This is a genomic window from Methylobacterium platani (genome assembly GCF_001653715.1).
Taxonomy (GTDB): domain Bacteria; phylum Pseudomonadota; class Alphaproteobacteria; order Rhizobiales; family Beijerinckiaceae; genus Methylobacterium; species Methylobacterium platani.
The window spans coordinates 1-24,962 of sequence record NZ_LWHQ01000064.1; the positions used below are offsets into that span (position 1 = coordinate 1).

A 24,962-nucleotide genomic window follows, 5' to 3' on the forward strand; every position below is an offset into this window, starting at 1 on the left:
TCCGGGAAAGGGGGAGGCTCACGAGGATCGTCCGCCCCTATGGTCGGGCCGAGGTCGCGGTGTCGTGTACCGTGTCGCGCTGCAATCGCGAAGCTCTCTAAGCCTTTGTCTCGCCGCATTTTCTTCGACGAACCGGTATCCGCTTCGTCGGAAAATTCTCTAGGGCAGTACCGGCCCGCCCCTCACCTGCGGCAGCAGGGTTTCCACGACCCCCGGGGCGGGCGCGCCCGCCTTCCAGACGCACCAGGTCTCGGACCGGATCGGGGAGGGCGGGAGCGGCAGGCAGACGATGCCGGCGACCGCCCCCGCGAGGGATCGCGGCACCAGGGCGATGCCGGCCCCGTGGGCGACGAGCGCGGCGACCGTGAGCCAGTGGCGCACCTCGTGGCGCACCCGGGGCAGGAAGCCCGCCAGGCGGCACAGGGCGATGATCGATTCGTAGTAGTCCGGCGAGACCGAGCGCGAGAAGAGGATGAAGTCCTCGTCCCGCAGGTCGATCAGGCGCGCATCCCCCGCGCCGGCCGCCGCCATCGGGTGGTCCGCCGCGAGGCAGAGGACGAACGGCTCGGCGTGGAAGAGCGTGCCGTCGAGCCCGTCCGGCCGCTCGCGCAGGTGGACGAAGCCGGCGTCGAGCTCGTCGTGCAGGAGCGCCTCGACCTGCTCGCCCGAGTTCATCTCCCGCAGGATGACCTCGAGGTCGGGCGCCTGCGCCCGCATCGCCGTCACGATCCGCGGCAGGCCGCGATAGACCGTCGAGCCGGAGAACCCGATGCGCAGGCGCCCGCGCCGGCCCGCCGCGACGTCGCTCACCAGCAGGCGGGCCTCCGCGGCGCGCTGCAGGATCGCCTGCGCCTCCCGCTGCAGGGCCGCACCCGCCGGGGTCAGCGCCACCTGGCGGCTCGTGCGGACGAACAGGGCCGCGCCGAGCTCCTCCTCGAGCTGGCGGATCGCGTGGCTGAGCGGCGGCTGCGACAGCGACAGCCGGCGCGCCGCCCGCCCGAAATGCCGCTCCTCCGCGAGCACCGCGAAGTAGCGCAACTGCCGAAGGTCCATCCGCCGCCATCCGAAAGGTTCGTGTATCGATCAGGACAGGATCCGTATTGGACACTATCGATCCGCCCCGCGATGCTCCAGCCCGACGAGACGGGAGGATCCGGATGACGATGACGGCGCAGGTCGCAGGGGCGATCCCGGATTCCCGCGGCCTCAACCTGTACCGGGCGGACCGCGACGCGGCCGCCCTGTTCGGCTTCTACCTGCCGGAGGCACTGTTCCGGCACCTCGCGCCGCATCTCGACCGGCTCGGGGCGCTCGCCGGCGGTCCCCTCGACGACCTCGCCGCCACCGCCGACCGCAACCCGCCGGTCCTGCACCTGCGCCGGCGCACCGGCGAGGATTGCGCCGTGGTCGAGAAGCACCCGGCCTATGTCGAGATGGAGCGGCTCGCCTATTCCGAGTTCGGGCTCGCGGCCCTGTCGCATCGCGGCGGCGTGCTCGGCTGGCCCGAGCCGATGCCGCCCTCCGCCAAGTACGCCCTGACCTACCTGTTCGTGCAGGCCGAGTTCGGCCTGTGCTGCCCGGTCTCGATGACCGATTCGCTCACCCGCACGCTCAAGCGCTACGGCGATCCCGCCCTGGTCGAGCGCTATGTCGGCCGGCTCACCAGCCTCGACGTCGACGCGCTGGCGCAGGGCGCGATGTTCATGACCGAGCAGGGCGCCGGCTCGGACGTCGCCGCCACGGCGACCCTGGCCGAGGCGCGAGGCGACGGGACCTGGCGGCTCACCGGCGACAAGTGGTTCTGCTCGAACGCCGACGCCGACCTCGCCATGGTGCTGGCCCGCAGCGAGCCGGCGCCGGGGCTCAAGGGGGTGTCGCTGTTCCTGCTGCCGAAGGTGCGCCGCGACGGCCTGCCGAACGATTTTCGCATCCTGCGGCTGAAGGACAAGCTCGGCACCCGCTCGATGGCGAGCGGCGAGATCCGCCTGGAGGGGGCCGAGGCCTACCTCGTCGGCGAGCGCGGCCGCGGCTTCCACCAGATGGCCGACATGATCAACAACTCGCGCCTGTCGAACGGGATGCGGGCGGCCGGGCTGATGCGCCGGGCCACGACCGAGGCGCTGTTCACCGCCTGCCGCCGCCAGGCCTTCGGCCGCTCGCTGATCGCCCTGCCGCTGATGCGGCGCCAGCTCGCCAAGATGCTGGTCTCGACCGAGCAGGCGCGCACGATGATGTTCCTCACCGCCGAGGCCCTCGACCGGGCCAACGGCGGCGACCCGGAGGCGGCGCGGCTCGCCCGCATCCTCACGCCCCTCATCAAGTTCCGCGCCTGCCGCGACGCGCGGCGGGTCACCGGGGACGCCATGGAGGTGCGGGGCGGCTGCGGCTACATCGAGGAATGGTCCGACCCGCGGCTGCTGCGCGACGCGCATCTCGGCTCGATCTGGGAGGGGACCTCGAACATCGTCGCCCTCGACGTCCTGCGGGCGATCACCCGCGACGACGCGCTGCCGGCCCTGCGGGCGCATCTCGACGCGCTCCTCGACCAGGCGGGGCTCGACGCGACCCTCCGCGACGCCTTCGCGGCGGCCTCCGCGCGGGCCTGCGCCTTCGCGCAGGACGCCGCGCGGGCGGGCGCCGACACGCTGGCCCGGCAGGCGGCCTCCGCCCTCTACCACGCGGTGACCGCGGCGGGCCTCGCCCGGGAGGCGGCCTGCGCCGGCCTGCCCCACCGGGCGGCGCTCGCCCGCCTCGTCCTGATCCACCGGCTCGCGCCGCGCGATCCCCTCGGGGCCCCCGACGACGCGGCGCTGATCGACCAGGTGCTCGACGCGGCGGCGGGGCCGGCGTAGCGGCGCCGCCCACCCGGGACGCCGCCGACAGTGACAACGACGAACGACAGGGAGGATATCATGCCAGTCGCCGCCAACCGGCGTCACCTGCTCGGCGGCCTCGCCGCCGCCTCGGTCGCCCCGCTCCTGCCCCGGCCCGCCCGGGCGGCGACCCCGCCGATCCGGATCGGCGTCCTCACCGACATGGCCGGGCCCTACTCGGAGGATAGCGGGCGCGGGTCGGTCGTGGCGGCGCAGCTCGCCATCGAGGATTTCGCCAGGATCGATCCGGGCCTCAGGGTCGAGCTGATCTCCGGCGACATGCAGGGCAAGCCCGACGTCGCCTCGGCGCTCGCCTCGGCCTGGTACGACCGCGACGGGATCGACCTCATCGTCGACCTGCCGGTCTCCTCGGCGGCCCTCGCCGTCGCGCATGTCGCGCGCCAGAAGGACAAGGCGGCGATCCTCAATCCCGGCACCTCGGACCTGTCGGGCAAAGCCTGCAGCCCCAACCACGTCCACTGGGCCTTCGACACCTACGCGCTCGCCAACTCGACCGGGCGGGCGATCCTCGCCGGCGGCGGTCGGTCCTGGTACTTCGTCCAGGCGGACTACGCCTTCGGAGCGGCGCTCGCCGCCGATACCGGGCGGATCGTCGCCGAGCAGGGCGGCACGGTGAAGGGTACCGTGCGCTATCCCTTCCCGGGCACGATGGATTTCGCCTCGTTCCTGCTCCAGGCCCAGGCCTCGGGGGCGCAGGTGGTCGCCTTCGCCAATGCGGGGGCGGACGCGGCGAACTGCATCAAGCAGGCCGGCGAGTTCGGCCTGACCCAGGGCGGGCAGAAGCTCGCCTCGCTGCTCTGCTTCATCCCGCAGATCCACGGCATCGGGCTGCAGGCGGCGCAGGGGCTGCTGCTGACGGAGGGGTTCTACTGGGACCTCAACGACCGCACCCGGGCGTTCTCGAAGCGCTACGGCGCCCGGATGGACGGGCAGATGCCCTGCACGATCCAGGTCGGCTGCTACTCGGGCGTGCTGCACTACCTCAAGGCGGTCGCCGCGATGGGCGTCGAGGCGGCCCGCGCCAGCGGCGCCGCGGCGGTGCGGCAGATGAAGCAGATCCCCACCGACGACGACGTCTTCGGGCAGGGCCGGGTGCGCGAGGACGGGCGCAAGATCCACGACATGCACCTGTTCGAGGTGAAGACGCCGGCCCAATCCACGTCGTCCTGGGACCTCTACCGGCTGGTGCGCACGACCCCGGGCGAGCAGGCCTTCCGGCCGCTCGCCGAGGGCCAGTGCCCGATGGTGCGGTCGTGAGCGCGCCGGCCATGACCCCTGACCTTACGGAATCCGGCACGCCGGCCGGCGCCCTCGCCGGGATCCGGGTGATCGACCTCTCGCGGGTCCTCGGCGGGCCGTACTGCACGCAGATCCTCGGCGACCACGGCGCCGACGTGATCAAGGTCGAGCCGCCCGGCGGCGACGAGACCCGCGGCTGGGGACCGCCGTTCCGGGACGGCACCGCCTCCTACTTCCAGGGCGCGAACCGCAACAAGCGCGCGATCGTCCTCGACCTCGCGGCCGAGCCCGGGCGCGACCTCCTGCGCGCGCTGCTCGCCGACGCCGACGTGCTGGTGGAGAACTTCAAGCCCGGCACCCTCGAGCGCTGGGGTTTCCCGCGCGCGGTACTGGAGGCCGAGTTCCCGCGCCTCGTCCATTGCCGGATCTCGGGCTTCGGCGCCGACGGGCCGCTCGGCGGGCTGCCCGGCTACGATGCCTGCGCGCAGGCGATGGCCGGCCTGATGAGCGTCAACGGCGAGGCCGGCGGCGCGCCGACCCGGGTCGGGCTGCCGGTCGTCGACATGGCGACCGGCCTCAACGCGGTGATCGGCATCGCCTTCGCGCTCTACGAGCGCGAGCGCAGCGGGCGAGGCCAGTTCGTCGACGCCACGCTCTACGACTGCGCGATCTCGCTCCTGCATCCGCACGCCGCGAACGTCTTCATGAACGGCCGCGTCCCCGGCCGGACCGGCAACGCGCATCCGAACATCGCCCCCTACGAGACCCTGCCGACCGCCGAGGGCGAGATCTTCCTGGCGATCGGCAACGACCGGCAATTCGCCGGCCTCGTCCGGCTCCTCGGCGTCCCGGACCTGGCGCAGGAGCCGGACTTCGCCTCCAACGCCGCGCGGCTCGCGAACCGCGAGCGGCTGCGGGCGGCGCTCGCCGAGCGGCTGCGCGACCACCGGGCGGCAGTGCTCGCCCAGACCCTGCTCGAGGCCGGCATCCCGGCGGCGGCGGTGTCGGATGTCGGCGCGGTGCTCGCCCATCCCCACACCCGTCACCGCGGCATGGTGGTCGAGCGCGACGGCTACCAGGGGCTCGGCCCCCCGGTGAAGCTCTCGCGCACCCCCGCCAGCGTGCGCCGCCCGCCCCCGCGCCTCGACGAGCATGCCGAGGAGGTGCTCGGCCCCTACCGGGCGCGGCGGGGCGGTGGCGACGGTTCGCCCGAGGGGTGAACTGGAGGCCGACCGACGCCGTCGTGACGCGCCCCCCTTTCCCGGACGACTGACGCGGTAGCGGAAGGAGATCCGGGATCCAGGGGAGGCGTGCCGCGTAGCGGCTCCATTTCTGCAACGTTGCAGACAGGCGGACGCTTCGCGACGTCTTGTGCTGGATCCCGGATCACCTTCCACTGCGTTGCAGTCGCCCGGGAAAGGGCGGAGGGCCCGATGAAAGGACGAAAGCCTCACATCCGCGACGGCAGCCACAGGATGATCGACGGGAACGCCACCAGGATGGCGATGGCGATCAGGTGGGCGACGAAGTGCGGCCAGATGCCGTGGAAGACGTCCGAGACCGGGCGGTTGGCGTAGCGCGCGACGATGAAGCAGTTGAGCCCGATCGGCGGCGTGATCATCCCGACCTCGGCGGTGACGATCTTGACGACCCCGAACCACAACGGGTCGAAGCCGAGGCTCTTGATCAGGGGCAGCACGATCGGGACGGTGAGGACCAGGATCGCGATCTGGTCCATGAACGAGCCGAGCACGATGTAGCCGCACAGGATCAGCGTGATGACGACCCAGCGCGAGACGTCGAGGGCGCCGACCCAGCTCACCAGCCCCTGCGTCACCTGCGTGATGGTGAAGAAGTAGCCGAAGATGCTGGCCCCGACCAGGATCATGGTGATCATGCAGGTGCCCTGCGCGGCGTGCTGGAACGCCTTCACGCCGGTGGCGACATCGAGCTTGCGCCGGTGCAGGGCGAGGAAGAAGGCACCCAGCGCGCCGAAGGCCGAGGCCTCGGTCGGGGTGGCGACGCCGGTATAGATCACCCCGGTCACGATCCCGAACAGCACCAGCATCGGGCCGACGGCCTTCAAGAGCCGCAGCTTGTCGGCGAGGGCGACGCCCTTCACCGTCGGGGCCCGGCGCGGATCCTCCCAGACGAGGAGCAGGATGGTCAGCATGATCGTCGCGGTGACGAGGATCGCCGGGATGATGCCGCTGACGAGCAGCTTGCCGACGTTCACCTCGGCGAGCAGGCCGTAGATGACGAGGGCGACGCTCGTCGGCAGCAGCATCGACAGGGTGCCGGAGATCGCCACGACGCCGGACGCCATGCGCGGCTCGTAGCCCTGCCTGAGCATCGCCGGCAGCGAGGTCGAGGACAGGGTGGCGGCGGACGCCGTGCTCGAGCCGCAGATCGCCCCGAATCCGGCGCCGGCGAGCGCGGTCGCCATGCCGAGCCCGCCCGGGATGCGGCCGACCCAGGCGGCCGCGGCCCGGAACAGGTCGTCGGCGACGCCGCTGACGAGGACCAGCTCGGCCATCAGCAGGAACATCGGGATCGTCAGGAGCTCGTAGGAGCCCACGACGGAGAGCGGCGAGGTCTGCAGGATGCCCGTCACCATGTCGGTGCCGCCGAGCGCCCACAGGCCGGCGGCGCCCGAGACCGCCATGGCGAACCCGACCGGTAGCCCGATCGCCAGCAGTGCGAACAGGGCGAGGACGACGGCGGCGACGATCATTCGAACCCTCGTTGGGCGATGGCCTCGGCCGAGCCGGCGATGGCGGGAAGCGCGAGCACCTCGCGGCCGGTGGCGAGGGAGACGGCGTGGCAGGTCCCCGACAGGACGAGGCGGAGCGTCAGCAGCCCGGCGCCGAGGGGCATGAAGGCGATCGAGGCCCAGGTCGGCCAGGGGTAGCTGCCGGCGAGCACGTCGCCGGCCTGGTAGGCCTCGATCGCCCGGTCGGCCCCGGCCTTGGTCAGGACGGCGAAGAACGCCGCCGAGAGGGCGCAGATCACCACCTCGCAGGCGTAGCGGCCGCGCCGCGGCAGCACGTGGTGCAGGAGGTCGACGTTGATGTGGCCGTTGACCGCGAAGGTGCGCGACAGGGCGAGGAAGAACAGCGCCACGATGACGTAGAGCGAGATGACGTCGTAGGACCAGCCGAACGGCCGGTTGAGCAGGTAGCGCATGCCGACGTCGATGCCGACGATCCACATGATGGCGAACAGCGCGAGCGCCGACAGCCACGAGGCGGCGACCTCGACGCCCGCGAGCCCCCGGTCGAGGCGGCGCAAGGCGGCGATCACGGCGCGGCCCGCCGGCGCATGAGCCGCAGCGGCGTGTAGGTCACCACCGTCTCTCCGCGCTGGTTGACGACGTGGTTCGTCGTCCGCACCAGGCCGCGATCGGGCTTCGAGGTCGGGCGCAGCTCGCTCACCTCGCATTCGAGGCGCATCGTGTCGCCGACGAGGGTGGGGGCGTGGACCGTGAACCCGGCCTCCAGGAAGGCGAGGCCGGTGCCCTGCATGAAGGCGGTGAGCAGCCCCTCGGCGAAGGAATAGACGAGCGCGCCCGGCACCACCCGACCCTTGATCGCCATGTCGTCGCGCTCGGCGGCGTTGGTGAACAGCTCCTCGGTCAGCCAGGTGAGATTGACGAAGGCGGACAGGTCGGCCTCGGTGATCGTGCGCCCGGCGGTGTGGAACCAGGCGCCGACCGAAAGATCGTCCCAGTAGAGCCCGGTCCCGAGGCGCAGGCCCCGTCTCTCGCCACTCATCGAGAATCCCTCCTCTCAATAAGACTTGGGCAGGCCGAGGACCTTCTCGGCGATGAAGCACAGGATCAGCTGCGGGCTGACCGGGGCGATGCGGGTGATCATCACCTCGCGCAGGTAGCGCTCGACCTGGTACTCGCGGGCGTAGCCGAAGCCGCCATGGCTCATCACGGCGCGCTCGCAGGCCTCGAACCCGGCCTCGCCGGCGAGGTACTTGGCGGTGTTGGCCATCGGGCCTGCGGGCTTGCCGGAATCGAAGTGCCAGGCCGCCGACAGGGTCGCGAGCCAGGCGGCCTCGAGCTTCATCCAGCTCTCGGCCAGCGGGTGCTGGATCGCCTGGTTCTGCCCGATCGGCCGGTCGAACACGACCCGGTCCTTGGCGTAGGCGACGGCCCGGGCGAGCGCGGCGCGGCCGAGCCCGACCGCCTCGGCGGCGATCAGGATGCGCTCGGCGTTCATCCCGTGCAGGATGTAGCGGAAGCCCTCGCCCTCCTCGCCGATGCGGTCCTCGACCGGGATCTCGAAGTCGTCGAAGAACACCTGGTTGGTGTCGACGCACTTGCGGCCCATCTTGTCGATCTCGCGCGCCTCGACCCGGTCGCGGTCGATCCGGCAGTAGAACAGGCTCAGGCCGTCGGCCGGCCGCTTCGTCTGCTCGATCGGGGTGGTGCGGGCGAGCAGCAGCATCCGGTCGGCGACCTGGGCGGTCGAGATCCAGACCTTCTGGCCGTTGACGACGTAGCGGTCGCCCCGCCGCTCGGCCCGGGTCCTGAGCCGGGTGGTGTCGAGCCCGGTATTGGGCTCGGTCACGGCAAAGCACGCCTTGTGCTCGCCGGCGATCAGCGGGGGCAGCATGCGCCGCTTCTGCGCCTCGGTGCCGAACACCACGACCGGGTTGAGCCCGAAGATGTTCATGTGCACCGCCGAGGCGCCCGACATGCCGGCCCCCGATTCGGCGATCGCCCCCATCATGATCGCGGCCTCCGCGATGCCGAGGCCCACGCCGCCATAGGCCTCCGGGATGCAGATGCCGAGCCAGCCGTCGCGGGCGAGCGCGGCGTGGAACTCGTCCGGGAAGCCGCCGTGCCGGTCGCGCTCGGTCCAGTACGCATCGCCGAAGCGGCCGCACAGGGTCAGGATGGCGGAGCGGATGCTCTCCTGCTGCTCCGACAGGGCGAAGTCCATGGCGGTTTCCTTTCAGGGAGCGGACAGCGTGACGCCGGCCTCCGCCATCGCGGCGATCTCGGGGGCGGACAGGCCGGCCTCCTCGAGCACCGCGCGGCTGTCCGCGCCGAGGCGCGGCGCCGGGCGGCCGATCGCGGGCGGCGTCGCCGAGAACCGGCCGGGGATGCCCGGCATGGTCAGCCGGCCCTCGCTCGGATGGTCGATCGCGACGAAGAAGCCCTTGGCGGCGAGGTGCGGGTCGTCGATCAGCGACGCGAGGGTGGCGAGGCGCGAGACCGGGATGTCGGCGCGCTCGAGCAGCGCCACGCTCTCCTCGGTGGAAAAGCCCGCCAGGATCTCCGCCACCAGGCCGTAGATCGCGTCGATGTGGCGGGTGCGCTCGCTGATCGTGCGGAAGCGGGGATCGTCCCGCCACACCTCCGGCCGGCCGACCGCCGCGAAGAAGCGCTGCCACTGGCCGTCGTTGTAGATCAGCGCGCAGACGTAGCCGTCGCGGGTGGCGTAGGGGCGCCGGTCCTTCGACAGGAGCCGGGCGTAGCCCGGAGGTGCGATCGGCGGATCGAACAGGCGCCCGCCCATGTGGTCGGCGAGGACGAAGCTCGCCATCGTCTCGAACATCGGGATGTCGAGGCGCTGGCCCTCGCCGGTGCGCTCGCGGTGCCAGAGCGCGGCGGTGATCGCGCCGACGCCGTAGAGACCGACCACCCGGTCGACGAGCGCCAGCGGCACGTAGCGCGGGGCGGTCGCGCCGGCCTGCACGGCGAGGCTCGGCAGGGCGCTCGCGCCCTGGATCAGGTCGTCGTAGGCCGGGCGCCCGGCATGCGGACCGTCCTGGCCGAAGCCGAACAGCCCGGCATAGACGATGTCGGGCCGCACCGCCGAGAGGTCGGCGTAGCCGAGGCCGAGCCGCTCCATCACCTTGGGGCGCATGTTGTAGACGAGGAGATCCGCCGTCGTGGCGAGGCGCAGGAGCGCGTCGCGGCCGGCCTCCTGCTTCAGGTCGAGGACGAGGCTGCGCTTGCCCCGGTTCACCTGAAGGAAGATCGCCCCCATGCCGGGATTGCGGAACGGCCCGAGGCCGCGCACCGGGTCGCCGCCCGGCGGCTCGACCTTGATCACGTCCGCGCCCATGTCGGCGAGGAGCTGCGTGGCGTAGGGCCCCATCAGGGTATTGGTGAGGTCGAGGACCCGGAGACCTGCGAGCGCGCCGGCCATGGCGGTCACCGCGCGGGAGACGAGAACGGGCGGCGCATCAGTGCAGCGCCTTCTCGAACGCATCGAGCACCGCCGTGCCGGGCTTGCCGCGGCCGTCGAGATCACGCGCCCACACCTTGCCGATCCCGGCCATCTCCTTGGCGACCATGGCCCTGTCGGCCTCGCCGAGCGCGATCTCCGACACGCCCTTGGCCTTCAGGCGCTCCTGGTCGGCGTGCTCCTGCTCCTGCGAGATCCGGCAGCCGCGCTCGGTCGCCTCCTTGCCGATGCTGCGCAGGATCGCCTGCACGTCGGGGGCGAGCGTGCGCCACTTCCGCTCGCTGATCGCGTACATCACGATGAAGCTGCCGAAATTGGCGCCGAGCGAGGCCGACTTCGTCAGGTCCTGCAGGTCGTAGGAGTAGATCGACGAGTAGGGAAACAGCATCCCGTCGATCGTGCCGCGCGACAGCGCCTGGTAGACGTCCGGCGTCGCGATCTGGATCGGCACGGCGCCGAGCGCCTGCACGGCGAGCTCCTTCGCCTTGCCGGAGGTGCGGATCTTCAGGCCCTTGACGTCGGCGATCGACTTCAGGTTCGGGCCGCGCAGGAAGACCTGGTAGGGCGGCAGCACCAGGGTGAACAGCAGCCGGACGTTGTTCGGCGCCAGCTCGCGCTGGGCGACGATGCCGCCCTCGGCGGCGATCTGATAGAACGCCTTGGTGCCCTCGCACGAGGTCGCGAAGCCGAGCGGCAGTTCGGCGACGCCGGAGAGCGGCAGCTTGTCGGTGGTGAACGAGGGCGCCACGTAGGCGATGTCGGCGACGCCGTTGCCGACGAGGGTCAGCATGTCCTTGGCCTTGCCGAGCTGCTCGGCCGGGTAATACTCGAACTTGACCGCGCCCTGCGTGCGCTCGGTGACCTGCTGCATGAACCACTTCGTCACCTTGTCGGCGATGTAGTGGCCGGCCGGGAAGCTGTCGGCGAGCCGCAGGGTCACCGGGGCCGCCTGCGCGCCGCCCGCTCCCGGTCCGCCCGCCCCCAGGGCGAGGGCCAGCGCCGGGAGCGCCACGCATCGCGCCACGATGCGGCTCAGCGTCGATCTCGGCTTCAATCTCGACATGGGCGCCCTCCCTCAAGAGCCGTCTTTCTTGGTTCGCGTCGTTCCGCCCCTACGGCGCGGCCGGCGGGTCCGCTGCGGTCTCGATGGCCTTGCAGGCCGCCTGGACCTGCGCCGCCCGCTCCTCGATCCGCCCCTCCATCCGGTGGCGGGGGCCGGCGAGCGTCACCGCGAAGGCGGCGCCGTGCACGACGACCGGCACCGCGACCGCGATCACGTCCGGGTAGCTCTCGCCGTCGTTGAGGAACCAGCCGCGGTCGAGCGCGCGCGCGATGTCGGCGAGGTAGTCGGCGGCGGTGAGGATGGTCCGGTCGGTCAGGCGCTCGTAGCGGAAGCCGGCCGCCAGGGCCTCGCGCTCGGGAAGCGGCAGCCGCGAGACCAGCGCCTTGCCCATCGAATTGACCTGCGCCGGCCGGGTCTCGCCGATCCGGGCCGAGTAGCGGATGCGGTGGGGCGATTCGAGCACCTCGAGATAGACCACCCGGTCGCGGCTGAGGCTCGCGAGCACGATCGTCTCGCCGGTCTCGTCGCGAAGGGCTTCGAGCGCCCGCAGCAGGTCGGTCCCGACCGGATCGTGCCGGGCGATCTCCTGGGCCAGCGCCAGCATCCGCCGCGTCGGGTAGAGGCTGCGCCGGGCGCCCGTCGTGTAGAGGAAGCCGCGCTGCTCGAAGGTGCGGATCAGGTTGAAGCAGGTCGAGGGCGCCATCTCGAGCCGCCGCGCCAGCTCGGCCGGCGCCAGCGGTCCCTGCGCCTCGGCGAAGCGCACATACAGGTCGAGAACCTGCTCGGCAGCCTTCAAGGTTTCATTCCCACGACGTTTTCTTCGTGTGGGTGAAGGCTAGGGGCTAACGGGCTGGGGTGTCAATCGGGCGGGACGGGACGATTTTCGCCGTCCGCCGCGGTCGCCCTCGGTTCTGTTGCCTGCTAGCGTGCTCGAAACGGAGATTCGCAAACGGGTCTGCGAGACAGAAACGCGAGGGCGAAGCCTTCGCAAGGGAGGACGCGATGGCCGAGAGCGAGCAGTTCGAGAAGGGACTCGAGGTCCGCCGGGCGGTGCTGGGCGCCGACTACGTCGACGGCAGCCTCGCCAGGGCCGACGACTTCATGATGGCGTTCCAGCGCATCACCACGGAATGGTGCTGGGGCTACGCCTGGACCCGCGACGGGCTCGACCGCAAGACGCGCTCGATGCTCAACCTCGCCATGCTGACCGCCCTGTCGAAGCCGGCCGAGCTCAAGCTGCACGTCAAGGGCGCGCTCGCCAACGGCGTGAGCGTCGACGAAATCAAGGAGATCCTGCTCCACGCCACGGTCTATTGCGGCATCCCGGCCGGCCTCGACGCCTTCAAGGCCGCGCACGAGGTGCTGAAGGCCGAGGGCGCGGTGCCCGACAAGGCGTGAGGCGCGCCCGCCCGAGCCCGGGGGACGACAGGATCAGGACCGACCGATGACCATCGACCGCGCTTCCGCCCGCATCGCGTTCCTCGGCCTCGGCAAGATGGGGCTGCCGATGGCGAGCCGGCTCGCCGCGGCGGGCTGGACGGTGACCGGGTTCGATCCCGCCCCGGCGGCGTGCGCCGCCTTCGCGGCGTCCGGCGGCACGGTCGCGTCCTCGGGCCGGCAGGCGGCGGAGGGGGCGGACGTCGTCGTCACGATGCTGCCGGACGGCGGCGCGGTGCGCGCCGCCCTCACCGGGCCCGACGGCGTCGCCGGGGTGCTCGCGCCCGGTGCGACCGTGATCGACATGAGCTCGTCGGCGCCGGTCGGCACCCGCGCGCTCGCCGAGGAACTCGCCGGCGCGAGGATCCGGCTCATCGACGCCCCGGTCTCCGGCGGCGTGAAGCGCGCCGTCGACGGCACGCTCGCCATCATGGTGGGCGGCGGCGCGGCGGCCTCGGTGCGCCCGCTCCTCGAAAGCCTCGGCACGTCGATCTTCGAGACCGGGCCGATCGGCTCCGGCCACGCCATGAAGGCCTTGAACAACTACGTCTCCGCCGCCGGCCTCACCGCCGCCTGCGAGGCCCTGCGCATCGGCGCCGGCTTCGGCCTCGATCCCGCGCTGATGACCGACGTCCTGAACGCCTCGACCGGCCGCAACAACTCGACCGAGGTGAAGCTGAAGCCGTTCGTGATCCCGCAGACCTACGCATCGGGATTCTCGATGGCGCTGATGGCCAAGGACCTGCGCACCGCCGACGAGCTCGCCCGCCACGAGGGCGTGCCGGCGCCGCTGTCGCGGGCGGTCGCCGCCCTGTGGCAGGACGCCCTGGCGGCGCTCGGCGAGGGGGCGGACCACACCGCGATCGATGCGTTTCTCGCCCCCCGTCCCGGTCCGGACGGCGCCTGAGGAGGCCGGGAATGGCGCCCTACGAGATCCTCGCGCTGCGCTACGCCACCCACGACCGTCCGGCCTCCGAAAACCTGCTCTACCCGCCGGAGCCCGGCGACGACCCGCACGACGCGCCGATGCCGATCGACTACTTCGTCTGGGTGATCCGCAACGACGCCCGCACGATCGTCGTCGATACCGGCTTCGACCGGCCCGCCGCCGAGGCCTACGGCCGGACCCTGCTGCGCCACCCCCTGGACGGCCTGCGCGACCTCGGCGTCGACCCGGCGGCGATCCGCGACGTGATCGTCACGCATCTCCACTACGACCATGCCGGCAACCTCGCGGGCTTCCCGAACGCGACCTTCCATCTCCAGGAGGCCGAGATGGCCTACGCGACCGGGCGCTGCATGTGCCATGCGCGGTTGCGGCGCGCCTTCTCGGTCGAGGACGTCTGCGCCATGGTGCGGCGCGTCTACGAGGGGCGGGTCGCCTTCGTCGACGGGACGGGCGAGATCGCCCCGGGCGTCACCGTCCACGCCGTGCCGGGGCACACGCGCGGGCTGCAATGCGTGCGGGTCGAGACAGCCCGCGGCCCGGTGGTGCTCGCCTCCGACGCGGCGCATTTCTACGCGAACATCGCCCGGCAGAACCCCTTCCCGATCGTGGTCGACGTCGCCGCCATGATGGAGAGCTGGCGCACGCTCGAACGGCTCGCCGGCGATCCCGAGCGGATCGTTCCCGGGCACGACCCCCTCGTCATGGCCCGCTACCCGCGCCACCCCTCGGCGTCGGTCGAGGCCGCGCTCCTCCATCTCCCGCCCCGCGCCCCGGCCTGACGCGCGCCCGGCCATGCTCGCGACCGGCCTTCTCCAACCGGCCGGCGCGCTCCACCTAACCGCCGGCGGCGTCCCGAGGCCCTGACAGGACCCCGATCCGCCGCCTCGACACGCCTTTTTTCCGGAGAGCGACCCCATGACCGATTCAGCCGAGTACGTGCCCCCCAAGGTCTGGACCTGGGACAAGGCGAGCGGCGGCCGGTTCGCCAGCATCAACCGCCCGGTCGCGGGGGCGACCCACGACAAGCCGCTGCCGGTCGGCCGCCATCCGCTCCAGCTCTACTCCCTCGGCACGCCGAACGGGCAGAAGGTCACGATCCTGCTGGAGGAGCTGCTGGCGCTCGGCCATGCCGGCGCCGAGTACGATGCCTGGCTCATCCGCATCGGCGACGGCGACCAGTTCGGCTCGGGCTTCGTCGCCGCCAACCCGAACTCGAAGATCCCGGCCCTCGTCGACCGCAGCGGCGCGACCCCGGTCCGGGTGTTCGAATCGGGCGCGATCCTGACCTACCTCGCCGAGAAGTTCGGCGCCTTCCTGCCGACCGAGCCGGCCGCGCGGGCCGAGGCCCTGTCCTGGCTGTTCTGGCAGATGGGCTCGGCGCCGTTCGTCGGCGGCGGCTTCGGCCATTTCTACGCCTACGCGCCGACGAAGTTCGAGTACCCGATCAACCGCTACGCCATGGAGGCGAAGCGCCAGCTCGACGTGCTCGACCGGCGGCTCGCCGAGACCGAGTTCGTGGCCGGCGACGCCTACACCATCGCCGACATGGCGATCTTTCCCTGGTACGGCGGCCTGGCGAAGGGCTGGCTCTACGAGGCGGCCGAGTTCCTCGCGGTGCACGAGTACCGCAACGTCCAGCGCTGGGCCGACCAGCTCCTCGCCCGCCCGGCGGTGCAGCGCGGCCGCAAGGTCAACCGCCTCACCGGCGACCCCGCCGACCAGCTCCACGAGCGCCACGACGCGGGCGACTTCGACACGAAGACGCAGGACAAGGTCGGCGGGACGGCAGGGTAGGGGTAGCGCCGGCCGCAGGCCTTCCCGGGCCTGCGGCCTTGCCCCCCGCGCTCACGCCACCGGCAGCGCGAGCCCCTGGAATGCGTCGTAGGCGGCGATCACCGTGCGCGCCTGGGCCCGGATGCCCGCCGCGAGGGCCTCGCCCGCGATGGTCTCGTCCGGGTACTCGGTGATCAGCGTGAGGGGCACGCGGTGGCGCGCGTCCTCGGCGATCAGGCACGGGATGCCGTGGATCATCCGCAGCGCCGGCAGGGGTCCGTGCCGGGCGCTGAGCGCGAGCTGGGCTTCCGTCAGGGCCATGAGCCCGGCATCCTCCGCCAGCTCGGCCGTGACGGCCGTCGCCAGCGCCTCCGCGGCCTCGCCCCAGCCGCGCCAGTGGCGCAGGATCAGGAAGAAGCCGCGCGGCAGCGACCAGGTCTCGAAGCCGGAGGGGAGGTAGCCCGAGAACGGGCGGGTCCATTCGTGCGCCGGGTAGCCGTGCAGGTTCAGGTGGAGGAGCGCGCCGCTCGACCGCTCCACCTCGTGCCGCAGCGCGGTCTCGTAGAAGGGCGGGGCAATCCGGTATTCCAGGTCGTCGCCGAGCGCGGTGTAGCGCGCCGCATGGTGCATGTGGCGCGGGTTCCCCGCCGCGAGGCGGCGCTGGAGCGCCGCGCCGTCCGGGTTCTCGAGCGGCGAGACCGTGACATGCGCGCCGTCGCGGGCCGCCAGGATCCGGGCGGCGGCCAGGGCGCCGGCGGGGCCGGTCACCTCGTTCGGATGCTGGCCGGAGCCGATCGTCACCGCGCGGTCGGTCCCGGCGAGGTAGCGGCCGAGCACCGGGCGGCCCGCGCGCGTCGTCGCGGCGAGGGCTGCGCCGCCGAGGGCCGCGAGGGCGGCCGGCAGGTCCTCGGCGGCCAGGATGCCGGCGCCGGCCGCCGGCAGCGGATCGCCGGGGCCGTGGAGCGGACGGGTCTCGACCGTGACGGCGACGGCGCCGTCGCGGATCGCGATCTCCGGCACGATCTGGCCCGGGCGCAGGTGCCGGTCGCCCGGCGGGCGGCCGGTGCGGTGCTGGAAATGCTCGAGGAGCGAGAAGTACAGGTCCTCGTGCAGCGCCTCGGCGAGGCTGACCGCCTCCTCGCCGCAGGGCAGCGCCCGGTCGCGGGCCGGGATCCCGATCCGGACCGACAGTTCCTCGAAGAACGGCTCGGTGTCGCCCCAGGGGTGGTCGGCCACCGCCGCCATCGCCTGCGCGAAGGCGGCCTCGACGTCGGTCTCGAGGCGCGCGCCCGTCTCCCCGTCGCCGAGCCAGCCCGTGGGCGAGAGCAGCACCCGGCCGAAGGCGTCGGCGTGGCGCCGGTTCGGTGCCGGAACGCGCAGGTCCCGGATCCCGCCGGTCCCGTCGGTCAGCCGGACCTCGTAGGCCGGCAGGCCGGTCTCCTGCGGCTCCTGGGCTGTGAAGCGGAGCGGGACCGCGCCGACGAGGGCCGCGAGCGGATAGGCCTCGGTGAGGAAGCGCTGGGGGGCGGCCGCCGGGTGCACCGGATAGGCGACCGCGATCTCGATGATTCCGGCGAGGTCGATCTCCTCCAGGAAGGCGTGCAGCAGCGGCTTGTAGGCGCTGCGCAGCCGCGCCGCGACGCCCCGGGCGGCCAGCGCGCGCTCGGCCGCGCGCCGGCTCTCCGCGTCCTCGAACAGCCAGGCCTCGACCGTCGCGCCCGACGGCCAGGGCCGGGCGAGGAGCGCGTCGAGGCTGCGCGGCAGGGTCGTGTCGAGAAGGAGGGTCATGAGAGGAGGATCATGCAGGAGGGGAGCGTCGCTCGCGATGCTTAAGCCGGGGCGGCCGCCCTGTCGCGGCCGCTCAGGTCGGGGCCAGGTCCCGGCTCGTGCGGTCGAGCTCCTCGCTGTAGCGCCTGAGCGCGTGCTGCTCGGTGAGCAGGCCGACGACCCGCCGGTCGCGCGGGCCCGCCACCACCGCGAGCGCGTCGGCCTCCGCCCGCTCGAAGACCGCGAGCGCCTCCTTGACGTTCATCTCGGGCGTCAGCACGGCGTCGCGCAGGTGGAGGACCTCGTCGAGGGTCGCGACCTCCCGCGTCCCGTCGTGCAGCTCCTGGACGTATGCCATGCCGGCATAGAGGCCGTCGGTCCCCACGATCACGACGCGCTGGGTCGAGCCGAGAGGGAATTCGCGCCGGAAGCCCTTGACCGGCATGTCCGCCCGTACGGTCCGGACGTCGGAGCGCATCGGCCGCCCGACGGTGAGGCTCCGGATCCAGCCGACGTCGTGGGCGCTGCGGATCGATTCGCCGCGCAGGTGGAAGCGCCAGGTCGCGAAGGAGTAGCCGAAGGTCCGGCGCACGGTGAGCGAGGCCACGACCGAGGCCGCCAGCACCGCGATGGTGAGCGGCAGGCTGCCGGTCGTCTCGAGGGCGAGGAACGCCATGGTGAGCGGACCGCCGAGGATCGCCGTCGCCATCGCGCTCATCCCGACGATGCCGAGCACGACCGCCGGGATCTGGAGCGAGAACAGCGACATCCACGCGAAGGCGACGAGCTTGCCCAGCATCGCGCCGAGGAACAGCGAGGCGAAGAACAGCCCGCCGCGAAACCCCGACCCGATCGAGACGGCGGACGCGACCGCCTTGAGGCCGATCAGCCCGACCAGGACGGCAGGGGTGTAGAACGCCTCGAAGCCGACATGCAGGGCGCTGTGGCCCGAGGAGAGCACCGCCGGGGTGACGAGGGCGAGGCCCCCCACCGCGAGCCCGCCGAGGGCCGGCTGCAGCGGGACCGGCACGCGGCTGCGCCGGAACCCGGCCTCGACCAGCGGCACGCCGCGCATCACCGCGATGGCGACCGCGGCGCAGACGAAGCCCATCGCGACGATCGGCGCGTAGTCCCGCAACGCCAGGGTCCCGGCGAAGCCGACCTGGAACGAGGACGGCTCGACCACGAGCCGCATGGCGCCGACCGCGCAGATCGCCGCCGCGACGACGGGTGCCAGCGAGCCGATCGCGTAGGCCCCGATCACCAGCTCGAAGGCGTAGAAGGCGCCGGTCAGCGGCGCGTCGAAGGCGGCCGCGATGGCGCCCGCCGCGCCCGCGCCGACGATGACGCGCATGTCGCTGCGCCGGAGCTTGAACGCCCGGCCGAGCTTCGAGGCGATCGCGCCCGCCGCCTGGGTGTAGCCCGCCTCCATCCCGACCGAGGCGCCGCAGCCGTTCGACAGCAGGGTCTGGGCGACGACGATCAGGCTGTCGCGCACCGAGATCCGGCCGCCGTGGAGCGCGTTGGCCTCGATCGGATCGACGATGCGGCCGGCCCGGCGCCAGCGGGCGAGGAGCACGCCGAAGCCCCCGAGGAGGAGGCCGCCGGCCGCCGGGACCAGGAGCGCGCGCCACGGCGCGACCGCCTCGGCCCCGCTCAGCGCCTCGCTCGGCAGGGCGAACAGCAGGATGTGCGCCTCCCGCGCCGCCAGGATCATCGCGGCGACGACGAGCCCGGCGAGGAAGCCGACGCCGGCCGAGAGCAGCACGACGAGGATCTCCTCCTGGCGCACCAGGCGGCGCAGGACGAAGGAGGGCCGCCACGCGGCGGCCCGGCGCAGCGGCATCGGCGGAGTCCTCAGCGGTGGGTATAGGCCTGGTAGAGCCGGGCGACCTCCGCGGTGACGGGGCCGGGCTTGCCGGCGCCGATGCGGCGACCGTCGATCCGGGTCACCGGGGTGATGCCCCCGAGCGTGCCGGTGACGAAGGCCTCGTCGGCGGCATAGGTCTCGGCCAGGGTGAAGTCGAGCTCGCGTAACCTGCCGCCGTCCTCGCGCCAGAGCTCCATCACCTTGCGGTGGGTGATGCCCTTGAAGTTGCACCGCCCGGTCGAGGTCCACAGCTCGCCCTTGCGGACGATGAAGAAGTTGGTCGAGTTGCAGCTCGCCACGAAGCCGGACGGGTCGAGCATCAGCGCTTCGTCGGCGCCGCAGTTGATCGCCTGGATCAGCGCCTGGATGAAGTTCAGGCGGCTGTGCGAGTTGAGCCGCAGGTCGAACACGTCGGGCGTGCTGCAGCGGATGGTCGAGGTCATCAGGGTGAGGCCGGCGGCCTTGGCCTCGGGCCGCGGCGTCTTGTACTCGGCGATGATGACGACGGTCGCCCGGCCGAGCGCGAAGCGCGGATCCTGGTTCGGCGTCCGCTTGCGGCCGCGGGTCACCATCAGGCGGATATGGGCGCCGTCGGTCATCCCGTTGCGCGCGAGCGTCGCCCGGATCGCCGCGACCATCTCCTCGCGGGTGAGGCCGATGTCGAGGGCGATCGCGCCGGCGCCCTCGTAGAGGCGGTCCATGTGGTCGTCGAGGGCGAGGAGCTTGCCGTCGACGAGCCGCAGGCCCTCCCACACCCCGTCGCCGAGCACGAAGCCGGCATCGAAGACCGAGACCGAGGCTTGGTCGCGGGGAAAGAACTCGCCGTTGATGGAGACGAGGACGCCCTCGTTGCGGGGGTCGTCGAGGTAGCCCTGCGCGGAGGCGCTGGTGGTCTGGGTCACGATCGGTCCTCGGATGATGTCAGAACGCGAATTCGCTGTGGCGGGCGAGGAAGCTCCGCGTGCGCTCCCCGCGCGGGTGCTTCAGGACCTCGTCGGGGGTGCCGGTCTCGTAGAAGCGGCCGTCGGCCAGGAACACGACCTTGGTGGCGACGTGATAGGCGAAGCCGAGTTCGTGGGTGACGAGGAGCATGGTGCGGCCCTCCTCGGCGAGGCCGCGGATGACCCGCAGCACCTCGCCGACGAGCTCGGGGTCGAGCGAGGAGGTCGGCTCGTCGAAGAGCAGGATCTCGGGATCCATCGCCAGCGCCCGGGCGATCGCCACGCGCTGCTGCTGGCCGCCCGAGAGCCGGCTCGGATAGGCGTCGCGCTTCTCGGCGAGGCCGACCTTGGCGAGCTCGGCCTCGGCCCGCGCGCGGGCCTCGCGCCGGGGCGTGCCCTTCACGGTGACGAGGGCCTCCATGACGTTCTCGACCGCCGTCATGTGCGGGAAGAGGTTGAACTGCTGGAACACCATGCCGACGCGGCGGCGGACCCGGCACAGCTCGCCCTCGGGATAGGCGACCGTCCCGTCCCGCCCCGTCCGGCCGAGGGCGCGGCCGTCGAGGGCGATGCGGCCGCGCGTCGGCACCTCCATGAAGTTCAGGCAGCGCAGCAGCGTGCTCTTGCCCGAGCCCGAGCCGCCGATGATCGCCACGCGCTCGCCCGGCATGACGGCGAGGTCGATGCCGCGCAGGACCTCGTGCGGCCCGAACGACTTGTGCAGGTCCTGGACGTCGAGAAGGGCGCCGCGGGTCTCGGGAAGCGGGTTCGTCATCGCGGGGGGAGACCCTTCAGCTGCGGGCGGCCAGCCGCCGCTCGAGGCGGGCGGAGAGGAAGCTGCCGGGATAGATCAGGACGAAGTAGACGATCGCGACCGTGGTCAGGATCTCGAGCGGCCGGTAATAGGTCGAGCTCAGGAGCCGGCCCTGGTACATCAATTCGTGCACCGAGAGCACGGAGGCGAGCGAGGTGACCTTCGCCAGCTCGATGCCGCGATTGGTGAAGGCCGGCAGCATGCGGCGCACGACCTGGGGCAGGATGATGCGCCGCATCGCCTGGTGCCGGCTCATGCCGAGCGCCTTGGCGCCCTCGAACTGGCCCTTCGGCACCGACTGGATCCCGCCCCGGACGATCTCGGCGCAATAGGCCGAGGTGTTGAGCGTGAGCGCGAGCAGGGCCGCGGTGAACGGCGACAGCTGGACGCCGACGAGGATCGGAAAGGCGTAGAAGAACCAGATCAGCTGGATCAGGACCGGGGTGTCGCGGAACAGCTCGACATAGAGGAGCGCCGGACGGGCGAGCCAGCGCGACCCCGCCAGGCGCGCGAGGCCGAGGCCCAGGCCGAGCGCGAGCCCGAGCGCCATTGAGGGCAGCCACAGCTCCACCGTGACGAGGAGGCCGCGCAGCAGCACCGGATAGTTCTGCGCCAGCAGGCTGAAGTCCCACTCGTACTCCATGGCGGGTCCCTCAGCGGTAGGCGGTCAGGCGCTGCTCGGCGAGGCGCGCGAGCGCGCTCGCCGAGGCCAGCAGCACGAGGTAGAGCAGGGCGACCACCGTGTAGACTTCGAGCGGCCGGAAGGTCTGGCTGTTGACCTGCATCGCCTGGTAGAGGAGCTCGCCGTAGGCGAGGGTCGAGGCGAGCGCCGTGGTCTTCGTCAGCTCGAACGAGCGCTCGACGAAGGGCGGCACCATCCGGCCGACCGCCTGGGGCAGGATGATCCGGCGCATCAGCTGGCCCCGGCTCATGCCGAGCGCCCGGGCGCCCTCCCACTGCCCTCTCTCGATCGACAGGATGCCGCCGCGGAACACCTCGGCGTAGAACGCACCGGACTGGGTCGAGAGCGCCAGGATCGCGGCCGCGAGCGGATCGAGGCTGATGTCGGCCAGCACCGGCAGCGCGTAGAAGAACCAGAAGAAGTGCACGATCGGCGGCGTGTTGCGGTAGAACTCGATGAAGGCGGTCGCCGGCCCCCGCACCAGCCGCGACGGCGACAGCCGCATCAGCGCGAGCACGAGGCCGAGGGCGACGCCGAGCACGATCGACACCGCGGCGATCTTGACCGTGTTGACGAGCCCGAGCGCCAGCATGTCGAGGTGGCGCAGGACGGGCATGAAGTCCCAGGAATAGGTCACGGCCGCCTCCCGCCGCGGGCCGTCAGGCCCACTTCTCGCGCGCGAGGCCCGGCACGGTCGCCGGGTCGATGCCGCGGGTCTTGAGGTAGGCCGCGAAGTATTCCTGGGGTTTTCCGGCGGCGTAGAGGGCGGCGAAGCGCTCGCTCAGCCAGTCCTTGAAGGCGGGGTCCGCGGCCCGGCGGATGCCGGCGCTGGTGGCCACGGGGGTGACCGGCTTCAGGAGCACCACCTTGCCGAGCTTGAGCCGGGCATACTGGACCACCAGGGCCGGGTGGAACTGCGCCACGGCGTCGACGCGCTTGGCCGCGAAGGCCGCCACCGCCTCGTCGTTGTTCGAGAAGCGGCTGATGCTGGCGTTCTTCAGGGTCTCGGTCACCGTGCGGTCGACCGAGGTGCCGAGCGTCACGCCGATGCGGGTGCCGGACTTGTCGAGGTCGCTCCAGGCGGTCGCCGTCTGGTCGGGCCGCACCAGGGCGCCGGCGGCGTAGTAGAAGAGCGGGCTGTCGGGGAAGTCGATCGCCTTGCGGCGCTCCTCGGTCGGGTCGAGCACGAACATCACGTCGATCTGGTCGGCCTGGATCGCCGCGACGCAGTTCGCCCAGCTCGTCTCCACCGGCACCATCGCGACGCCGAGGTCGCTCGCGAGCTGCCGGCCGAGATCGACGCCGACGCCGCTCCAGGTCCCGGCCATCGGATCCTTGAAGAACCACGGCTCGGCCGAGGTGACGCCGATGCGCAAGCGGCCGCTCTGCCGGATGCGGTCGAGCGAGGCCGTGCCCTGCGCCGCGGCGGGGCGCAGGCCGGCGGCGGCCGCCGCGGCGAGGGCGAGGGCGAGGACGTCGCGGCGACGGGTCATGGGTGCTCTCCTGGTGTCGATCGGGGTTCGGCGCGGCGGGTCTCGGACATCCCGGGCGCGCTCACGCCCGCCTCGCGGGCCGGCGCTCGCGCCCGTCGAGGAAGGCCTTGGTCTGCTCGGCGCCCCGGCGCATGTGGCTGTCGATCTCGCGGCGCATCGCCTCGAGGTCGCCGCCGAGGGCGAGGCGGAGATAGGCGTCGTGCCCGTCGCGGCGGGGGCCGCGCAAGCCGTGGGCGCGGTGATGCGCGGCCCAGTAGAGCTGCAGCCGGCCGCGCAGGCCGGCCCAGATGTGCAGCAGGAAGGAATGCCCGGTCGCCTCGTAGACCGCGCCGTGGAAGCTCAGCTCGGCCAGGATGCTGGCCTTGTCGTCGCCCGCATCGATCGTCGCCGTCAGGGCGTCGTGGCGGCGCTGCAGCTCGCCGCGGAACGCCGCGTCGCGCCGGTCCCAGACCTGCTCGAAGGCGAAGGTCTCCAGGTTGCGGCGGATCGAGTAGATCTCGTCGACGTCGCCGACCGAGATGTCGATGACGTAGGTTCCCGTATAGGGGACGGTCTTGAGGATGCCTTCCTCGATCAGCTGCCGGATCGCCTCGCGCAGCGGGCCGCGGCTGACGCCGAACTGCTCGGCGAGCGCGGTCTCGACGAGCTGCGAGCCGGGCTCGATGTCGCCGCCGAGGATCGCGTCCCGGAGACTGTCGGCGATGCGGCTGCGGAAGGTGTGCTTGGCCACGCGGGCCAAGCCGCTCGTCGCCGGGCCGCTGGTCGCCGAGCCGCTCGTCGCCGGGCTTTCCGTCCCCGGGCCGTCCGTCCGGGTCTTCGCGCGCCTGTCGGTCATCCGGCCCCCATCCGTCGTCGATTGTCAACAATCGACGACGTTGCGCAAGAGGGGAACGTGCACGATCGTCGAGTGCGCGGTCGCGCGCCCCTCGACGATCCCGGTCCCGGCCTACCTGTCGGGGCACGAGGTGCGGCCTGATCCCGGGATCCGCACCGCCCGCAGGGAGGCCCACCATGCTCACGCGCTACGAGACGATCGCCCAGGCGCAGCCCGCCGAGGCCGTCCTCCTGGTCACGCTCGACCGTCCCGCCGCCGCCAACGCCCTGAACACCCGGATGGGCCTCGACCTGCTCGACCTGTTCACCGGCCTCGTCGCGCAGCCGGATCGCTGCCGCGCGGTCGTCCTCACGGGCGCGGGCCCGAAGGCGTTCTGCGCCGGCGGCGACCTCAAGGAGCGTCACGGCATGACCGACGCGGCCTGGCAGGCGCAGCACCTGATCTTCGAGCGGATGGTGCGGGCGCTGATCGAGTGCCCGGTGCCGGTCGTGGCCGCCGTGAACGGCGCGGCCTATGGCGGGGGATGCGAGATCGCGCTCGCCTGCGACTTCATCTACGCGGTGCCCGGCGCACGGTTCGCGCTGACCGAGGTGACGCTCGGCATCATGCCGGGTGCCGGCGGGACGCAGACCCTGCCCCGCGCGGTCGGCGAGCGCCGCGCCAAGGAGCTGCTCCTGACCGGCCGGCCGTTCTCGGCCGGGGAGGCGGCCGCCTGGGGGATGGTCAACCGCCTGTGCGAGCCCGATGCCCTCGTCGCCGACGCGGTCGCCACCGCCGCCGCCATCGCGGCGAACGCCCCGATCGCGGTCGCCCAGGCCAAGCGCGCGCTGCATCACGGGCTGGGGATGAGCCTCGCCGACGGCATGCTGTTCGAGGTCGAGGCGTACAACCGCATGGTCCCGACCGAGGATCGTCGCGAAGGGGTCCGGGCCTTCAACGAGAAACGCCGGCCCGTCTTCGTCGGACGGTGAGGCGTCGCCTTGGTCGAACCACGAC

At 72.3% G+C, this 24,962-nt stretch carries 24 protein-coding genes and 1 pseudogene; 9 read left to right on the top strand and 16 right to left on the bottom strand.

Annotation, left to right across the window (positions count from 1 at the left end; genetic code table 11):
* Positions 1 to 159: 159 nt before the first annotated feature.
* Positions 160 to 1,053 carry a LysR family transcriptional regulator gene (locus tag A5481_RS27000; RefSeq protein ID WP_048432986.1) on the bottom strand — a complete coding sequence of 298 codons (894 nt, stop codon included), beginning with the start codon at positions 1,051 to 1,053 and terminating at the stop codon, positions 160 to 162.
* 104 nt (positions 1,054 to 1,157) lie between these two features.
* Between A5481_RS27000 and A5481_RS27005 the strand changes: the two genes are divergently transcribed.
* Genes A5481_RS27005 through A5481_RS27015 form a run of 3 tightly spaced genes read left to right on the top strand, consistent with a single transcriptional unit; the run spans position 1,158 to position 5,353 of the window.
* Positions 1,158 to 2,852, top strand: a complete 1,695-nt coding sequence (locus A5481_RS27005) for an acyl-CoA dehydrogenase family protein (RefSeq protein WP_156311779.1) — start codon at positions 1,158 to 1,160, stop codon at positions 2,850 to 2,852.
* A 60-nt stretch (positions 2,853 to 2,912) separates the two neighbouring features.
* On the top strand, positions 2,913 to 4,151 hold the full coding sequence (locus tag A5481_RS27010; RefSeq protein WP_048432985.1) for an ABC transporter substrate-binding protein: 1,239 nt from the start codon (positions 2,913 to 2,915) through the stop codon (positions 4,149 to 4,151).
* 11 nt (positions 4,152 to 4,162) lie between these two features.
* Positions 4,163 to 5,353: a CaiB/BaiF CoA transferase family protein gene (locus A5481_RS27015; RefSeq protein WP_048432991.1), complete on the top strand. Its 1,191-nt coding sequence runs from the start codon at positions 4,163 to 4,165 to the stop codon at positions 5,351 to 5,353.
* Between the two features lie 230 nt (positions 5,354 to 5,583).
* On the opposite strand, the gene A5481_RS27020 is transcribed toward A5481_RS27015, so the two are convergent.
* Genes A5481_RS27020 through A5481_RS27050 form a run of 7 tightly spaced genes read right to left on the bottom strand, consistent with a single transcriptional unit; the run spans position 5,584 to position 12,201 of the window.
* The gene (locus A5481_RS27020; protein ID WP_048432984.1) at positions 5,584 to 6,867 is read right to left on the bottom strand and encodes a TRAP transporter large permease; all 1,284 of its coding nucleotides are present in this window, start codon (positions 6,865 to 6,867) and stop codon (positions 5,584 to 5,586) included.
* A complete protein-coding gene (locus A5481_RS27025) occupies positions 6,864 to 7,436 on the bottom strand; it encodes a TRAP transporter small permease (RefSeq protein WP_053082301.1) in 573 nt (190 codons plus the stop codon). Before A5481_RS27025 ends, A5481_RS27020 begins: the two co-directional genes overlap by 4 nt.
* Positions 7,433 to 7,906, bottom strand: a complete 474-nt coding sequence (locus A5481_RS27030) for a MaoC family dehydratase (protein ID WP_048432983.1) — start codon at positions 7,904 to 7,906, stop codon at positions 7,433 to 7,435. The genes A5481_RS27025 and A5481_RS27030 overlap by 4 nt, the downstream gene beginning before the upstream one ends.
* A gap of 15 nt (positions 7,907 to 7,921) precedes the next feature.
* Positions 7,922 to 9,088, bottom strand: coding sequence for an acyl-CoA dehydrogenase family protein (locus A5481_RS27035; RefSeq protein WP_048432982.1), 1,167 nt, complete (start codon positions 9,086 to 9,088; stop codon positions 7,922 to 7,924).
* A gap of 12 nt (positions 9,089 to 9,100) precedes the next feature.
* Positions 9,101 to 10,303, bottom strand: a complete 1,203-nt coding sequence (locus tag A5481_RS27040) for a CaiB/BaiF CoA transferase family protein (protein ID WP_064504419.1) — start codon at positions 10,301 to 10,303, stop codon at positions 9,101 to 9,103.
* 37 nt (positions 10,304 to 10,340) lie between these two features.
* Positions 10,341 to 11,405, bottom strand: a complete 1,065-nt coding sequence (locus tag A5481_RS27045; RefSeq protein ID WP_082173015.1) for a TRAP transporter substrate-binding protein — start codon at positions 11,403 to 11,405, stop codon at positions 10,341 to 10,343.
* Positions 11,406 to 11,454: 49 nt separating this feature from the next.
* Complete coding sequence (locus tag A5481_RS27050) at positions 11,455 to 12,201, bottom strand: IclR family transcriptional regulator (RefSeq protein ID WP_048432980.1); 747 nt, start codon at positions 12,199 to 12,201, stop codon at positions 11,455 to 11,457.
* 206 nt (positions 12,202 to 12,407) lie between these two features.
* On the opposite strand from A5481_RS27050, the gene A5481_RS27055 reads away from it, so the two are divergent.
* The 5 genes and pseudogenes from A5481_RS27055 to yghU all read left to right on the top strand — a co-directional run bounded on the left by A5481_RS27055 (position 12,408) and on the right by yghU (position 15,585).
* Entirely contained in the window at positions 12,408 to 12,803 is a 396-nt protein-coding gene (locus A5481_RS27055; RefSeq protein ID WP_048432979.1) for a carboxymuconolactone decarboxylase family protein, read from the top strand.
* Positions 12,804 to 12,846: 43 nt separating this feature from the next.
* Positions 12,847 to 13,332 (top strand): annotated as a pseudogene (locus tag A5481_RS35850) (NAD(P)-dependent oxidoreductase); the annotation flags it as partial.
* 18 nt (positions 13,333 to 13,350) lie between these two features.
* Positions 13,351 to 13,749 carry an NAD-binding protein gene (locus tag A5481_RS35855; protein WP_342586429.1) on the top strand — a complete coding sequence of 133 codons (399 nt, stop codon included), beginning with the start codon at positions 13,351 to 13,353 and terminating at the stop codon, positions 13,747 to 13,749.
* 11 nt (positions 13,750 to 13,760) lie between these two features.
* Positions 13,761 to 14,570: an N-acyl homoserine lactonase family protein gene (locus tag A5481_RS27065; RefSeq protein ID WP_048432977.1), complete on the top strand. Its 810-nt coding sequence runs from the start codon at positions 13,761 to 13,763 to the stop codon at positions 14,568 to 14,570.
* A 136-nt stretch (positions 14,571 to 14,706) separates the two neighbouring features.
* On the top strand, positions 14,707 to 15,585 hold the full coding sequence (gene yghU / locus A5481_RS27070) for a glutathione-dependent disulfide-bond oxidoreductase (protein ID WP_048432976.1): 879 nt from the start codon (positions 14,707 to 14,709) through the stop codon (positions 15,583 to 15,585).
* A gap of 51 nt (positions 15,586 to 15,636) precedes the next feature.
* Here yghU and A5481_RS27075 read toward each other — a convergent pair whose 3' ends face one another.
* The 8 genes from A5481_RS27075 to A5481_RS27110 form a co-directional block, all read right to left on the bottom strand.
* Positions 15,637 to 17,352 carry a M14 family metallopeptidase gene (locus A5481_RS27075; protein WP_048432975.1) on the bottom strand — a complete coding sequence of 572 codons (1,716 nt, stop codon included), beginning with the start codon at positions 17,350 to 17,352 and terminating at the stop codon, positions 15,637 to 15,639.
* A gap of 73 nt (positions 17,353 to 17,425) precedes the next feature.
* Positions 17,426 to 19,177, bottom strand: coding sequence for a chloride channel protein (locus A5481_RS27080; protein ID WP_064504420.1), 1,752 nt, complete (start codon positions 19,175 to 19,177; stop codon positions 17,426 to 17,428).
* A gap of 11 nt (positions 19,178 to 19,188) precedes the next feature.
* The gene (locus A5481_RS27085; RefSeq protein ID WP_048432973.1) at positions 19,189 to 20,103 is read right to left on the bottom strand and encodes an aminotransferase class IV; all 915 of its coding nucleotides are present in this window, start codon (positions 20,101 to 20,103) and stop codon (positions 19,189 to 19,191) included.
* A gap of 19 nt (positions 20,104 to 20,122) precedes the next feature.
* On the bottom strand, positions 20,123 to 20,917 hold the full coding sequence (locus tag A5481_RS27090; RefSeq protein WP_048432972.1) for an amino acid ABC transporter ATP-binding protein: 795 nt from the start codon (positions 20,915 to 20,917) through the stop codon (positions 20,123 to 20,125).
* A 16-nt stretch (positions 20,918 to 20,933) separates the two neighbouring features.
* The gene (locus A5481_RS27095; RefSeq protein WP_048432971.1) at positions 20,934 to 21,599 is read right to left on the bottom strand and encodes an amino acid ABC transporter permease; all 666 of its coding nucleotides are present in this window, start codon (positions 21,597 to 21,599) and stop codon (positions 20,934 to 20,936) included.
* Positions 21,600 to 21,609: 10 nt separating this feature from the next.
* A complete protein-coding gene (locus tag A5481_RS27100) occupies positions 21,610 to 22,275 on the bottom strand; it encodes an amino acid ABC transporter permease (protein WP_048432970.1) in 666 nt (221 codons plus the stop codon).
* A gap of 22 nt (positions 22,276 to 22,297) precedes the next feature.
* A complete protein-coding gene (locus tag A5481_RS27105) occupies positions 22,298 to 23,131 on the bottom strand; it encodes a transporter substrate-binding domain-containing protein (protein ID WP_048432969.1) in 834 nt (277 codons plus the stop codon).
* 61 nt (positions 23,132 to 23,192) lie between these two features.
* Positions 23,193 to 23,966, bottom strand: coding sequence for a GntR family transcriptional regulator (locus A5481_RS27110; RefSeq protein WP_082173014.1), 774 nt, complete (start codon positions 23,964 to 23,966; stop codon positions 23,193 to 23,195).
* 176 nt (positions 23,967 to 24,142) lie between these two features.
* Here A5481_RS27110 and A5481_RS27115 point away from each other — a divergent pair, with 176 nt between their 5' ends.
* Positions 24,143 to 24,937 (top strand): enoyl-CoA hydratase/isomerase family protein, encoded by a 795-nt coding sequence (locus A5481_RS27115; protein WP_048432968.1) that lies wholly within the window; start codon positions 24,143 to 24,145, stop codon positions 24,935 to 24,937.
* Positions 24,938 to 24,962: the final 25 nt, after the last annotated feature.